Annotated in this window: 12 protein-coding genes; 10 read left to right on the top strand and 2 right to left on the bottom strand. The window is 38.8% G+C overall.

All coding sequences use genetic code 11. The annotated features are described in order from the left end of the window. Positions 1-56: 56 nt before the first annotated feature. The 5 genes from phnC to H3T55_RS13720 are packed head-to-tail and all read left to right on the top strand — an operon-like array spanning position 57 to position 5153. Positions 57-824, top strand: a complete 768-nt coding sequence (gene phnC, locus H3T55_RS13740; RefSeq protein ID WP_087642129.1) for a phosphonate ABC transporter ATP-binding protein — start codon at positions 57-59, stop codon at positions 822-824. After that, positions 821-1600 (top strand): phosphonate ABC transporter, permease protein PhnE, encoded by a 780-nt coding sequence (phnE, locus tag H3T55_RS13735; RefSeq protein ID WP_225534791.1) that lies wholly within the window; start codon positions 821-823, stop codon positions 1598-1600. The genes phnC and phnE (H3T55_RS13735) overlap by 4 nt, the downstream gene beginning before the upstream one ends. Beyond that, positions 1600-2379, top strand: coding sequence for a phosphonate ABC transporter, permease protein PhnE (gene phnE, locus H3T55_RS13730; protein WP_225534792.1), 780 nt, complete (start codon positions 1600-1602; stop codon positions 2377-2379). The genes phnE (H3T55_RS13735) and phnE (H3T55_RS13730) overlap by 1 nt, the downstream gene beginning before the upstream one ends. Before the next feature lie 16 nt (positions 2380-2395). Next, complete coding sequence (locus tag H3T55_RS13725) at positions 2396-3586, top strand: bifunctional metallophosphatase/5'-nucleotidase (RefSeq protein WP_225534793.1); 1191 nt, start codon at positions 2396-2398, stop codon at positions 3584-3586. A gap of 37 nt (positions 3587-3623) precedes the next feature. Beyond that, the gene (locus tag H3T55_RS13720) at positions 3624-5153 is read left to right on the top strand and encodes a bifunctional metallophosphatase/5'-nucleotidase (protein ID WP_225534794.1); all 1530 of its coding nucleotides are present in this window, start codon (positions 3624-3626) and stop codon (positions 5151-5153) included. A gap of 92 nt (positions 5154-5245) precedes the next feature. On the opposite strand, the gene H3T55_RS13715 is transcribed toward H3T55_RS13720, so the two are convergent. Together H3T55_RS13715 and H3T55_RS13710 are read right to left on the bottom strand one after the other, a co-directional pair. Beyond that, positions 5246-5758, bottom strand: a complete 513-nt coding sequence (locus tag H3T55_RS13715) for a LysM peptidoglycan-binding domain-containing protein (RefSeq protein ID WP_087642134.1) — start codon at positions 5756-5758, stop codon at positions 5246-5248. A gap of 238 nt (positions 5759-5996) precedes the next feature. Next, positions 5997-7154: an ROK family transcriptional regulator gene (locus tag H3T55_RS13710; protein ID WP_225534795.1), complete on the bottom strand. Its 1158-nt coding sequence runs from the start codon at positions 7152-7154 to the stop codon at positions 5997-5999. Positions 7155-7291: 137 nt separating this feature from the next. Here H3T55_RS13710 and xylA point away from each other — a divergent pair, with 137 nt between their 5' ends. The 5 genes from xylA (at position 7292) to yicI (ending at position 14203) form a co-directional block, all read left to right on the top strand. Then, on the top strand, positions 7292-8599 hold the full coding sequence (xylA, locus tag H3T55_RS13705) for a xylose isomerase (RefSeq protein WP_225534796.1): 1308 nt from the start codon (positions 7292-7294) through the stop codon (positions 8597-8599). A 20-nt stretch (positions 8600-8619) separates the two neighbouring features. Next, positions 8620-9906, top strand: a complete 1287-nt coding sequence (locus tag H3T55_RS13700; RefSeq protein ID WP_225534797.1) for an ABC transporter substrate-binding protein — start codon at positions 8620-8622, stop codon at positions 9904-9906. Positions 9907-9985: 79 nt separating this feature from the next. After that, a complete protein-coding gene (locus H3T55_RS13695; protein WP_087642138.1) occupies positions 9986-10849 on the top strand; it encodes a carbohydrate ABC transporter permease in 864 nt (287 codons plus the stop codon). Further along, the gene (locus H3T55_RS13690) at positions 10846-11670 is read left to right on the top strand and encodes a carbohydrate ABC transporter permease (RefSeq protein WP_225534798.1); all 825 of its coding nucleotides are present in this window, start codon (positions 10846-10848) and stop codon (positions 11668-11670) included. Before H3T55_RS13695 ends, H3T55_RS13690 begins: the two co-directional genes overlap by 4 nt. A 247-nt stretch (positions 11671-11917) precedes the next feature. Further along, entirely contained in the window at positions 11918-14203 is a 2286-nt protein-coding gene (gene yicI, locus H3T55_RS13685) for an alpha-xylosidase (protein ID WP_225534799.1), read from the top strand. Position 14204: the final 1 nt, after the last annotated feature.

Below are 14204 nucleotides of genomic sequence, written 5' to 3'. Positions count from 1 at the left end.
TTGTATGTACTTTTGGACGACGCTCTTTTCTATTTTTTATATCAAAAGGAGAAATCATGATTCAGTTTGAAAATGTTACAAAAACCTATAGCAACGGTGTTAAAGGATTGAAAAATATCAATTTAACGATCAAAGATGGCGAGTTTGTTTCTGTTATTGGCTTAAGTGGAGCTGGAAAGAGTACATTATTGCGTTCGATCAATCGTTTGAATGAAATCACAGAAGGAAATATCCTAATCGATGGAACATCGATCACAAAGGCCAATAAGCGAAATCTACGAAAAATAAGAAGAAACATTGGCATGATCTTTCAGCATTTTAACTTAGTTAAGAAAAGTTCTGTACAAAAAAACGTTATTTCTGGACGTTTAGGTTATTATTCGACATTCAAGAGTATTTTCGGGATCTTTTCAGCAGATGATTATGCGCTTGTAGAAGATGCTTTAGGTCGTGTTGGCTTAGCCGATAAGTTACATTCAAGAAGTGATGAGCTTAGTGGTGGACAACAACAGCGAGTGTCGATCGCTCGGACATTGGTACAGCAAGCATCGATCATTTTAGCCGATGAGCCTGTGGCATCTCTTGATCCGATCACTACCCAAAAAATCATGAAAGATTTGAAGAAAATCAATCAGGAATTGAATCATACAGTTGTGATCAATCTTCACTCAGTTGATTTGGCGCGTGAATTTTCAAGCCGGATCATTGGATTACGGGATGGTGAGGTCGTGTTTGATGGAACAGCCGCTGAGGCAACAGATGAAGTACTCACGAGCATCTATGGGGCGGATATTTTGAAACAAACTGAAGGTGTACAAGAATGAAGCTGAAAGATACGATCCATCGAAATTTATATAAGCACTTATTTATTTTAGCTTTAGTCTTGATTTGTGTATATTCTAGTGCGAGTGTTACAGGGGCTCAAATGGCTGATGTCTTCAATAATCTGGATCAAATGGGGCTTTTCCTACAGCGTTTTCTTCGTCCAGACTGGAGCTATCTTCCAAAGCTTGTTGAACCTATGCTGAAAACGATCAAAATGTCTGTTGTAGGAACGACGATCGGTGTGATTTTTGCTATTCCATTTGCTTTTCTAGCGACAACAGTTGTTACTAGAAATTTCTTTTTTACAACGATTATCCGTTTTTTGATGAGTATTGTTCGGACGATCCCCAATCTTTTACTAGCAGCGCTATTTGTTGCGATGTTTGGGATCGGTGAGTTTACAGGTGTGCTGACGATAGCAGTCTTTACTTTTGGTATGGTTTCCCAATTAGTCTATGAGGCGATCGAGACGATCGATCATGGTCCGATCGAAGCGGCTGAATCAGTTGGTGCAACTAAAACGCAGGTTGCTTTTTGGTCGATTGCACCGCAGATCACACACCAGATCGCCAGCTATTCATTGTATGCTTTTGAAGTGAATATTCGTGCGTCAACGATCCTTGGTTATGTTGGTGCTGGAGGAATTGGTGTGATTTTGAATTCTTCATTAAGTTTGATGCGTTATGACCGTGTGTCGATCATTATTTTATCTATTTTAGTTGTTGTGATCACGATCGACTGGATCAGTGAAATCATCAGAAAGAGGTTGGTGTAATGAGCATAAATAGAAAAGTAAAACGCTATATGCCGATCCTGATTGTTTTGGCGATCATTCTTTATTCTGCGGCAGGCATTGACTATTCAGAAGCAGGAAACATGTCATTTGATATGGTGAAATCAGTTTTAACGGGATTGTTTCAGCCAGATTGGGCATATGTGTATGATGGCAGCGGTGAAGATTTAGTGAGCTTGATGCTTTTGACGATCGGGATCGCCTTTTTAGGAACGGTGATCGCTACGATTTTAGCTTTACCATTGACATTTATCAGTGCACATAACCTATGGAAATCGAATACGATCATTTCTAAAATCGGGAAGTTTATCTGTAATGTTCTTCGAGCATTTCCAGAACTGGTTTATGCGATCATTTTCGTGAAAATGGTGGGACCGGGACCTTTTGCTGGTGTTTTAGCGATTGGTGTCCACCAAATTGGGATGTTGGGTAAATTGTATACAGAAGAAATCGAATCGATGGATGAAGCTCCTGTGGAATCGATGACAGCGGTTGGCGCCAATTTCTGGCAAACCATGTTTTATGCACGCTTGCCGCAATTGATTCCGACGTTTCTATCATTAGCGTTGAATCATTTTGAAATAGCTGTACGTAGTGCTGCGACTCTTGGATTGGTTGGTGCTGGAGGGATCGGTGCACCAATGATTTTTGCGATTCAATCAAGAGCTTGGGATAAAGTTGGGGTCATTTTGTTTGGTATCATTATTACAGTCTTTCTGATCGATGCAGTGACTGGTTATTTACGCAAAAAATTACAATGATTCGTGAGGATAGAAAATGACAAAATTAACAATTTTAGGTACGACAGACATCCACGGTTTTCTGACAGAGGCTGAAAGTGAGAGCGGAGTTTGCTCTCTTTCAGCAATTGCTGAAAATTTTGACGCCCCCATTTTGATCGATAATGGGGATTTTTTAGTAGGGAGTCCGCAATCGACTTTTTTTAATACTACAAAAATGATTTCTCCATTGATCGAGTTGGCTAATAAAGTTGGCTTTGATGTAATGGTGCCGGGAAATCATGATTTTGACTATGGACTTGATTTTTTGGTTCGTCAGGCGGCAGCTTTTAAAGGAAAGTATGTGTGTGCAAATGTACTGGGTTTAGATGACCATTTGATTTTTGATCCGTACGCAATTTTGGAACGCGGCCAGTTAAAAATTGGTGTGATCGGTGTGATAACAAGCGCTATGCCTCAAATTTCAGACTATGATCGAATAAAGGAAGTAAAATTCCTCGATGTCATCGAAACGTTAAACAAATGGGTGCCGATCGTACGAGAAAAAGTTGATGTGCTCGTCGTTAGCTATCATGGCGGAATCGAACGTGATATGATGACTGGTGCATCAACACAGTATGATACTGGTGAGGATCAAACATATCGTATCATTGATGAGGTCAATGGGATCGACGGCCTGATATGCGGGCATCAGCATCGAACAAACGCTGGGATCACGAATGATACAGCGTTTGTTCAGCCAGGCTATCGCGGCAATTATGTTGGAGAATTGTCATTCTCTGTTCAACATCGTCAAATTATCAACAAACAGGCACAACTGATCGCTACTAGAGAATATCCGCCAGCGGAGTACCAAGTATATGATGAAAAAGCCTATCAGCTCTGGCTGCAGCAAAAATTAAATCTAGATGAATTAGATCGCTATTTAAGAAAAAAGGTACCGAATACCTTTTACTCTATTAAACTTCAGGATGAAACAATTGGCGGATTTTTACAGAGCTTTAAACCACCGTATACACTATCTACTTATCATATCTCAAAAGAAGAGCTGAAAGAATATTTGCAGCATGAAGACATTTGCGGTATAGACGATCATGAAGGACAAATTGATCCGGAACAACAGGACTATCGCATCACAGCTAATACAGCAATATTTCCAAAGTATCGTTTAGAAACAAATTATATTTACAATGTTTTCGACGAATATCTTTCATTTATCAGTCAATAATCGAAAGAACCAAAAGCTACTAGAAAGGAGAAGGTATGTGAAACAACAAATGAAGATTTATTATACATCTGACGTCCATGGTTATTTGTTTCCTACGAATTACGCGGATACAGAAGATCGCCCGATGGGGTTATTAAAATGTATTCCTGACTTTCAAAAGGATGAAAATACCTTGATCATTGATGGCGGAGATATGCTGCAAGGTTCAGCATTAGCGTCCTATTGTCAAGCACATCCCGAAGAAGGATTTCCGCAAGCAACTGTTTTAAATCAGGCAGGGTATGATTTTGTGACGTTAGGAAACCATGACGTCAACTTTGGGACAGATTATTTATATCACTATTTAGAACAATTGAATGCCGCTTGTATCTGCGAAAATATACTTGACCGAAAAACACAAAGTAAAAAATACCCGTGGACAGTTAAAACATTAGCAAACGGCATGAAAATTGGCATCGTAGGTGTGGTTACGGATTATATCAATGTCTGGGAAAAAGAAGAGAATATCGAGGATATTTTGATTACTGATCCTTTTGAAGCGGCAAAAAAGGCATTAGCTGAAATGAAAGAACAAGCACTCGATTTGACGATTTGCGTCTACCATGGCGGCTTTGAGCGTGATGTAAAGTCGGGGAAACAATTGTCTATAACGACTGAGAACATTGGCTATAAAATCTGTGAACAGCTCGATTTTGATCTTTTATTGACTGGGCATCAGCATCTGTTGATCGAAGGCCAGCTTTTACATGGAACCTATATTGTTCAGCCTTCTGCTAATGCATTGAATTATGCAGCGATCACTGTTGAAAAAAAAGAGAGTGCTTTACAAATAGCCTCGATTGTCGGGAAACCAAGTGAACAGCCGCAAGCAGATACTTTTGAACTGTTACAGCCTGTGGAACAAAAAGTCCAACAATGGCTGGATGAATCGATCGGGTCACTGGATAAAGAAGCCTTAGCAGATGAAAAACTAGCGATAGCACTTCACGGCAGTCCTGTTGTTGAGCTGATCGGTGCTGTTCAACTTCAAGCCAGTCAAGCACAGATTACGGTTGTTTCTTTAGCAAATACATCACCAGGATTTCACCAAGAAGTGACGATGAGAGATGTTATTGCTACGTATCCTTATACGAATCATCTAATCACATTAAAGATCACAGGTGCACAATTAAAGCAGGTGATAGAGAAAAATGCCGATTACTTTGCTTTAGATGAACAAAATAACATCAATATTTCTCAAAGATATCTATATCCAAAAATTGAACATTACCACTATGATTTTTTTGTTGGAGTAGAATATGAAATCGACCTTTGTCAAAAAGCGGGAGAGCGCTTAGCTGCTTTAACGTATCAGGGAACCCCTGTTGAAGATCAGGAGGAGTTTACGATTTCATTGAGTGATTATCGAGCAAGCGGAGGCGGTGGTTTTTCGACGTACCAAGACTGTCCGGTTGTTGATGAGGGAGCGAAAGAAATCGTTGAATTGATCGTGGAATACATTCGTTCTTCAGAAAAAATAGTAGTACCCAATCGATTGAAGTATAAAATTAGTAGCTCCTGTGAATGAGCAAGATTTCAAAAAAGAACAAGCAAACTAAAAAAAACGCAAAAGGTTTTGGCCTTTTGCGTTTTTTATTGTCACAGAGTTATGTAGGAAAATTATTGTAATGAGAGTACCTGCCCAATGTAGACAGTTGCGTCAGTTAGATTATTTTTAGCCATCAAATCTTGAAGAGAAATGTTATTTTTCTCAGCGATCACAGAAAGTGTATCACCTGATTGAACAGTATACGTCGTTGCAGCAGGTTCAGCAACATGAGTAGTCGTTTCAGATGATGGTGTTGTCTGATCTGCAGTGTGTGTGGAATCTACTGTAGTCGAACTTGATTGCTCTGATTGACTTTCTTGAGTTGAGCTTGGTCGTGTCAAAACATTTTGTTCTGTCTCTTCAGAGACAGGTGTCTGTTTGTTTGTTTCTTGATCAAGCTGGCTGACTTTCTTTTCAATGTTATTGAATCGTTCTTCATTTTTGGTATTTTCCTGCGTATTCATAAACAACAAACTACCCAGTGCCAGCGTATTGATAAATAATAATAAAATAACAATGATCATCCACGATTTTGGTGTAGAAGCTGGTCGTGTTTGTTTGCGTCGAGAGTATTCTTCTTCCAAGTTATTTTCATTCCTTTCGTCATTGATTTAATTGAAAAGCCTAAAATAAAGCAATAATAGTATATCATACAATTAGGGCAGGCTCAAAGTAGATTTTTTAGACGAATGAAATAGCGGATAAAAGAGAGTTGATCAATAAAATAAAAAAACAACTTATTGTGAAAAAATACAAATTATTTTGAAATATAGTTTTGTATTATGCTGGTTTATTTAATTTTATTGTATATTCTTCTTTTAATCAATAACTATTTTGCGAATGGAATTTTAATTCTCTAATATTTAAGAAATTTTGACAGCATAAAGCAATACCGCCATAAAGAGTTGCTTGACTGCCTAGTGCACTATTTTGGATCAATACTTTACGGGCGATCCGACTGGTTAGGTGATGTTCAACAACAGAAAGCAAGGCAGGATTGCTGCGGTAAATAGAGCTATTGATCACAACTACCTCCGGATCGTAAATAGCGATGATATTATTGATACCGACACTTAGTAGAAAAGCGTTCCTATTTAACTCTTGTAAAGTCTCTGTATCAGCATGATCGATCAATTCTTTGACCACAGAAGAATCAACATAATCCAACTGTTTAACTTTAGCAAGTGTTTCATACAAAACAGAATTTGATGCATATTGCTCTAGACAGCCGTGATTACCGCAAGGGCATTTTTTTCCATTGGGATATAAGATAGAATGGCCGATCTCACCAGCTTCTCCATATTGTCCTTTGCGTAAAATTCCATGATCGACGATACCTGCGCCAATACCACTATGGATGCTCAAGCTGACAAGTGTTTTAGAGTCTAAAGAAAAAACATATTCACCAAGTGAAGCAAGATTCGCTTCATTTTCTATAAAAATCGGGTAATCATAACGGGACGTTAATTCTTGGTAAAGATCGATCGTATCTAAATCATAATATGGCGTAAAAACAATCGAATTTTCGTTGACGATTCCATGAACTGCTGTACATAAACCAACGATCTCTACGTTTGCTTTTATAGATAACTCCTCGATTGCTTGCTCTAATAACGACATGACCGTTTTGGCATCAACGGTGATTCGTTTTTTTTGTATAGATAGGATTTCGGTGCCATCAAGATAGGCAAGTGAGCCTTTTAAATAATCGATACCGATATCAAAGGATAAAATCGCAGCTGCCTTTGGATTGAATTGGAGCATAATTGGCTTACGCCCGCCTTGTATACTGGCAGAGCCAATACCTGTTTCAAAGATCAATCCATCATCTAAAAGAGTTTTAGTGATAGAAGAGACTGATGCTTTGTTTAAACCAATCAGAGTAGATAGCTCTGCTCTGGAGATATTTTCATGATCGATGATGCTTTTTAAGATAAGTGATTCGTTTTGTTCTCTGATTTTGTATTTATTTACAACCATATGTCCACCTCTTTAATGACTATCATAATTTTTTTGAAAGCGCTTGACAACTAATTTCGAATGTTTTATATTCTTTATGTAAGTTAGTTTAACTTACTAACTAACTAGAAGCAAGTCATTTATTGGGAGGAATTTGAATGAATTATTTTCCACAGGTAGAAAAAGTTGTGTATGAAGGTCCTAAAACAGAGAATATGTTTGCTTTCCGTCATTACAATGCGGATGAAGTGGTTCTTGGGAAAACAATGAAAGAACAGTTACGCTTTGCTGTTGCTTACTGGCATACGATGACACAAGATGGGGCTGATCCATTCGGTAAGCCAGTCAATATTCGAACATGGGAAACAAGTGATCCAATGGAAACAGCGAAAAATAGAGTCGAGGCATTTTTTGAACTCTTGGTTAAGCTGGATGTAGAGTATTTTTGCTTTCATGATGTCGACATTGCGCCTGAAGGAAATTCATTAGAAGAATTTTTCGCCAATATTGATGAAATCACTGATTTGATTAAAGTAAAAATGAATGAAACCGGTATCAAATTATTGTGGAATACAGCGAACATGTTTTCTGATCCTCGTTATACGAATGGTGCGGCTTCTTCAAATAATGCTGAGGTATTTGCTTATGCTGCAGCACAAGTGAAAAAAGGCTTGGACATCAGTAAAAAACTTGGTGGTGAAAATTATGTATTCTGGGGTGGACGTGAAGGCTATGAGTCGCTATTAAATACAGATATGAAGCTGGAACAAGATAATATTGCCCGTCTATTCAAAATGGCAGTCGCTTACACCAAAGAAATAGACCATCAAGTTCAATTCTTGATCGAGCCAAAACCAAAAGAGCCAACGAAGCATCAATACGATTTTGATGCAGCAACTGCAATGGCTTTTTTACAAAAATATGATCTGACAAATGATTTTAAATTGAACTTGGAAGCCAATCATGCGACGTTGGCTGGACATACCTTTGAACATGAATTAACGGTTGCCCGCTGTTATGAAGCGCTTGGTTCGATCGATGCCAATCAGGGAGACATGTTGTTAGGTTGGGATACTGATGAATTTCCAACGAATATCTATGATACGACTTTAGCGATGTACGAAATTTTAGAAAATGGCGGTATTGCACCTGGCGGAATCAATTTTGATTCGAAAGTCCGTCGTTCATCGTTTGAAATGGAAGACTTATTATTAGCTCATATCGCAGGGATGGATACTTTTGCCCGCGGCTTGAAAGCAGCAGCAAAATTGAAAGAAGAACGATTCTTCGATGAACTGAAAGAGCAACGATATGCATCTTATCGATCAGGGATCGGCGCAAAAATCCTTGAGGATCAGGAAACACTGGAAAGCTTAACAGAATATGCACTGACACATGATGATGTTCGTTTAGAGTCTAGTCACTTGGAGTATGTAAAATCGCGTTTGAACGACTATTTAGTCTAAAAAAGAAGGAGCGAGATAAAATGAAACGTAGTAAACTTATTCTTTCAGCAACAGTTGTAGCAGCAGTAGGTTTATTGTTAGGTGCATGTGGAAATAGCGGTGGCAGTGCAAGTTCCAAGGATACGACAACAGTGGATGTTTTCAATATCAAAGTCGAAACAAAAGATCAATTGGATGAACTGGCTAAGAAATATGAAGAAACTCATGACGGCGTCAAGATCAATGTAACAACTGTGGGCGGCGGACAGGATGCGAATGCTGCGCTGCAATCTAAGTTTTCTTCCGGTGATGAACCAAGCGTCTTTCTTTTAGGCGGTTTAGCAGATGTGGAAAAATGGGGCGATAGTTTAGCAGATTTAAGTGATACGAAATTAGCTGAAACGGCCATTGAAGGAACCTTGGATGGCGCGACAAAAGATGGAAAAGTCTATGGTTTACCAATGAATATCGAAGGCTTCGGCTTATTGATCAATAAAGAGTTGTTTAAAAAAGCGGGCATCGATATTGAAGATATCAAATCATACCAAGATTTTGAAAAGGCTGTAAAAACGTTAGACAGTAAAAAAGAGGAGTTAGGAATGAAAGCGGTTTTCGGCTTTAGTGCGAAGGAGTTCTGGGTAGTCAGCCAATACAGCGCTCATTTTACGTCACCAGAGTTTGATGACAACTTGCAAAAAATCTACGATGCGAAAACGATCGATTTTAAATATGGGGATCAATTCAAAAAATACACAGATTTGATCAATAAATACAACGTACAACCGATTTTATCGTTAGACTACAGCACATCAGTTGAAGAAGATTTTGCTAATGATCAAGTAGCGATCGTGCATCAAGGAAACTGGATCGTGCCAACGTTGAACAGTTTAGATCCAGAATTTACCCAAGATAAATTAGGAATTTTGCCATTGTACGTAAAAGATGATACCGATGGAAAAATCGCAGCTGGCGCTCCTTGGTACTGGGGTGTGAATAAAAACAAAGATGAGAAAGTCGTAGAAGCAAGTAAGGATTTCTTGGAATGGCTGTATACCGATAAAGATGCAATGAAAGTTGTAACGGATGAAATGGAATTTATTCCGGCATACACAAACTTCTCATCTGATGCGATCAATGATCCGACCTCAAAACAAATTTTTGATTATCTATCTGATGGAAAAGTTGTTCCTTGGGCGCATAATCAATACCCTGATGGCTTTTCACAAACACAGTTTTATCCTGAGTTCCAAAAATATTTGAATGGAGATATCAGCTGGGACGAAGTGCTGACGAAAGGCAAAGAAGCTTGGGCGTCTGATCGTAAATAATCGATGTTTCGATAGGAGATGACAGAAACGATGAGAAAATCTTCTGTCAAACTCTTATCATTTAAGGAGGGAAATCGTTGTGAGCAATAAATCAAAATCCTTTTGGTTCTTTTTGGCGCCTAGTCTGATTGGGATGGCTGTTGTTTTATTTATACCTTTGATCACAGGTGCCTACTATTCAATGACTGACTGGAATGGGATCAAAGTGGATCAATTTCTAGGCTTAGATAATTATATTCGGGCGTTTCAGGATGAACGTTTTCTTAGCAGTATTTGGTTTACGACGAAGTTTTCTGTCGTTGCTATTCTGTTGGTCAATGTGATTGGACTTGGCTTGGCGCTATTAGTGACGCAAAAAGCCGATAAATTGAATAACCTGTTTCGAACGGTTTTCTTTATGCCTAATTTGATCGGCGGGATCATATTAGGATTCATCTGGCAGTTTATTTTTATCAAAGCATTTTCTGCTATTGGTGATGCGACAGGGATCGAATTTTTCAAAGGTTGGCTGTCGACGACGAATACAGGTTTTTGGGGGTTGGTCATTTTATTTGTTTGGCAAATGAGCGGTTATATTATGATCATCTACATTTCATTCATCAATAATATTCCAGATGAGATGATCGAAGCGGCAGAAATCGATGGGGCAACAGCGTGGCAAACATTTTGGAAAATCAAGTTTCCAATGCTGGCACCTGCCTTTACTGTTAGCTTGTTTTTGACATTGTCAAACGCGTTCAAAATATACGATCAAAACTTAGCGCTAACAGCTGGTGGTCCATTTGATTCTACGCAAATGGTAGCAATGAATATCGTCAATGAAGCGTTTGCGGTTAGAAATATGGGCTATGCGCAAGCGAAAGCTGTGATTTTCTTGGTGATCATCGCTGTGATTTCAGTCGTTCAAATCAGTATTACCAGAAAGCGGGAGGTTGACCTATGAGAAAGCAAAAACAAAGAAAAGCATTCTGGATCAAGCTTCTTGGTATTGGTTTGACGCTTTTATGGCTATATCCATTCTATTTGATCGTTGTAAATTCGTTTAAAACAAAATCTGAGATTTTTAAGAATACATTGAGTGTGCCGCAGAATTTTACAACAGAAAATTATCCAGTCGCTTTTGAAAAGCTGGATTTCTTTAGAAGTGCATTCAATTCAATTTTGATCACAGGTATTTCATTGTTTGTGATCGTCGTTTGTACCTCTATGGCTGCCTATGCATTGTCTCGAAATAAGAGTAAGTTGAGTAATACCTTGTATTTTGTGATTGCGATTGGGTTATTGATTCCCTTTCAAGCAATCATGATCCCTTTGGTTTCGTTCTTTGGAAAGGCCAATATGCTGAACCGTCCGGGACTTGTGATCATGTATCTTGGATTGGCCAGTAGTATGGCGATTTTTCTGTACTTTGGGGCTTTAAGAAGCATACCGCAGTCATTGGATGAAGCAGCAACGATCGATGGTGCTTCAAAATTTCAAATTTATTGGTATATCATCTTGCCATTATTAAAGCCAACGACTGTGACGGTCATCGTTTTGAATGCAATTTGGTTCTGGAATGATTACTTACTTCCTTCTCTGGTGATCAATAAAGAAGGCATGTACACGATCCCGCTGAAGATGTTTTATTTCTTCGGGCAATATTCAAAACAATGGCATTTAGCTTTGGCGGCGCTATTTATTGCGATTATTCCGATCATCATTCTTTATGTGTTCTTGCAAAAGTATATCATCAAAGGAATTTCGGATGGTGCAGTGAAGTAAAGGGTTGAGTGAAAGAAAAAGCATCATGATCAGTGGAATTATCCAGCTGCACAGGTCAGCCTTTTGGGAAAAAGATAAAAATAGAGTGAGGCCAAAAGCACCTCAATCGATTTTTCCTATTTGCTGAGAATCACAACGAAAGTAATGAGTTGATGATGAACAGTACAAGACTTTCGTAAGAAAGTGTTGATCATTTTTTACTCAGAGCAGGACGAGCCTGTTCCGCTTTTATAGTCAGGAGGAAATTATGAAGTTTACAGATGGTTATTGGATGACAAAAGAGGGGTTTACGATTCAGTCCCCTAAAGAAGTTTTTTCTTATCAGAAAAATCAGGATTCGGTTGTTTTATATGCACCTTATAAGAAAATTGAGCGGCGTGGTGATACGCTCAATTTAGGAATGAGCACGATCACATTATCAAGTCCTCAAACAGATATGATTTCAGTAAAAATTGTTCATCATGATAAAAATGATCTAGGGCCGAATTTTGAACTAACGAAGACTGAGGTTCAGCCGATCATTGAAGAAACAGCGGAACAGTTATCTTTTACCTCAGGAAATCTAAAAGCAACTGTTGCTTTAGAGGATAAATTCCGGCTTCGTTTCTTTGGTGATGAACAATTACTAACAGAGTCAAAATTTGGTGCTCAAGGTGAAATCATTCATACAAGTGGGAAGCATTTTATGAGAGAGCAGCTGTCTTTAGGGATCGATGAACAGCTTTATGGTTTAGGTGAACGTTTTACACCATTTATCAAAAATGGGCAAACTGTTGATATCTGGAATGAAGATGGTGGGACAGGCAGTGAGCAGGCCTATAAAAATATTCCTTTTTATCTAAGCAGCAATGGTTATGGTGTGTTCGTCAATCATCCCGAAAAAGTTTCATTTGAAATGGCTTCTGAGAATGTTTCAAGAGCACAATTCAGTGTGGAAGGTGAAGCGCTGGAGTATATCATTATTTATGGACCGACACCAAAAGAGATTTTGGAAAAATATACCAACTTGACGGGGAAACCAACATTGCCGCCAGCATGGTCCTTTGGTCTATGGTTATCCACTTCATTTACCACAGATTATAGTGAAGAAACAGTCATGACATTCATTGATGGCATGTTGGAAAGAGATATTCCGCTAGAAGTATTCCATTTTGATTGTTTTTGGATGAAGGCTTTTGAATGGTGCAATTTTAAGTGGGATGAAGACTTGTTTCCAGACCCTAAAGGCATGCTTCAGCGTATCCATGACAAAGGGATCAAAGTGTGTGTTTGGATCAATCCATATATTGGGCAAAAATCGCCGTTGTTTGAAGAAGGCAGGAAAAATGGGTATTTCTTAAAACAAGGAGATGGCAACGTTTGGCAATGGGATATGTGGCAGGCTGGTCAAGGAATCGTTGATTTTACTAATCCAGAAGCAGTGAAGTGGTATCAAGGCTATTTAGCTGACTTGCTGGATATGGGTGTAGATAGTTTCAAAACGGACTTCGGTGAACGGATTCCGACAGATGCTGTCTATTTTGATGGCTCGGATCCAAACAAAGCACACAATTATTACAGTTATTTATACAACGAAGCTGTCTTCTCGCTTTTAGAAGAAAAGCGTGGGAAAAATGAAGCTGTACTATTTGCCCGTTCTGGAACAGTCGGGTCCCAAAAGTTCCCGGTCCATTGGGGCGGCGATAATTTATCCGAATATGTATCGATGACAGAAACCTTAAGAGGCGGGTTGTCCTTCTTATTATCAGGGTTTGGTTTTTGGAGCCATGATATTGGCGGATTCGAAGAAAATGCTTCTGCCGATATCTACAAACGCTGGACACAATTCGGTCTACTTTCAACTCACAGTCGTTATCACGGCAATATCGAATACAGGGTTCCTTGGAATTATGATGAAGAAGCAGTAGCTGTCACGAGAAAATTCACGAAGCTTAAGGTTCAATTGATGCCATATCTTTACCAACAAGCAGTTTACACGGCAACAACTGGCGTGCCGATGATGCGTCCTGTTTTTATGGAGTACCCAAAAGACCGCAACAGCTATTTTGTGGATAAACAATATTTCTTAGGTGATAACTTGCTGGTAGCACCTGTCTTCACAGAAACAGGTGAAGTTTCGTATTATTTACCGGAAGGTAGATGGACTCAGCTGTTAGATCATTCATTCAAGGCAGTCGACCGCAACGGTCAGTGGCAAACTGAACAGCATGATTATTTAAGTCTACCTGTTTGGGTCAAAGAAAATACAATTTTAGTCATGGCAAAAAATGAGCATCCAAGTGTGGTTTATGACTACAATCAAGAACTGGCTATTCATTGTTATCAATTATCAAACGGCGTACATGAACAACTTATTGTAAATAGTAGTGGAAATCCTCTTGCTAAGATTATAATAGAGAAGGATAATGAACATGTGGTGATTCGTACCGAAGGCTTGGTCGGAGAAAATGACGTGTACATCCACGAAAATGAGCGTGTGATCACAGATCGATTAACAGAAACTAAACAAACGATTGAGATCAGCGCAAACTAAA

Source organism: Enterococcus sp. S22(2020) (assembly GCF_020295385.1).
Classification (GTDB): domain Bacteria; phylum Bacillota; class Bacilli; order Lactobacillales; family Enterococcaceae; genus Enterococcus_L; species Enterococcus_L dunnyi.
The sequence above is the reverse complement of the archived record's forward strand: the minus strand, read 5'-3'. Positions and strand labels throughout refer to the sequence as shown.

Excerpts from the sequence above, each read along its gene's own strand:
- phnE (WP_225534791.1), top strand. The coding sequence starts at position 821 with ATGAAGCTGAAAGATACGATCCATCGAAATTTATATAAGCACTTATTT.
- yicI (WP_225534799.1), top strand. The coding sequence starts at position 11,918 with ATGAAGTTTACAGATGGTTATTGGATGACAAAAGAGGGGTTTACGATT.
- xylA (WP_225534796.1), top strand. The coding sequence starts at position 7,292 with ATGAATTATTTTCCACAGGTAGAAAAAGTTGTGTATGAAGGTCCTAAA.
- H3T55_RS13725 (WP_225534793.1), top strand. The coding sequence starts at position 2,396 with ATGACAAAATTAACAATTTTAGGTACGACAGACATCCACGGTTTTCTG.
- H3T55_RS13710 (WP_225534795.1), bottom strand. The coding sequence starts at position 7,154 with ATGGTTGTAAATAAATACAAAATCAGAGAACAAAACGAATCACTTATC.
- phnE (WP_225534792.1), top strand. The coding sequence starts at position 1,600 with ATGAGCATAAATAGAAAAGTAAAACGCTATATGCCGATCCTGATTGTT.
- H3T55_RS13690 (WP_225534798.1), top strand. The coding sequence starts at position 10,846 with ATGAGAAAGCAAAAACAAAGAAAAGCATTCTGGATCAAGCTTCTTGGT.
- phnC (WP_087642129.1), top strand. The coding sequence starts at position 57 with ATGATTCAGTTTGAAAATGTTACAAAAACCTATAGCAACGGTGTTAAA.
- H3T55_RS13700 (WP_225534797.1), top strand. The coding sequence starts at position 8,620 with ATGAAACGTAGTAAACTTATTCTTTCAGCAACAGTTGTAGCAGCAGTA.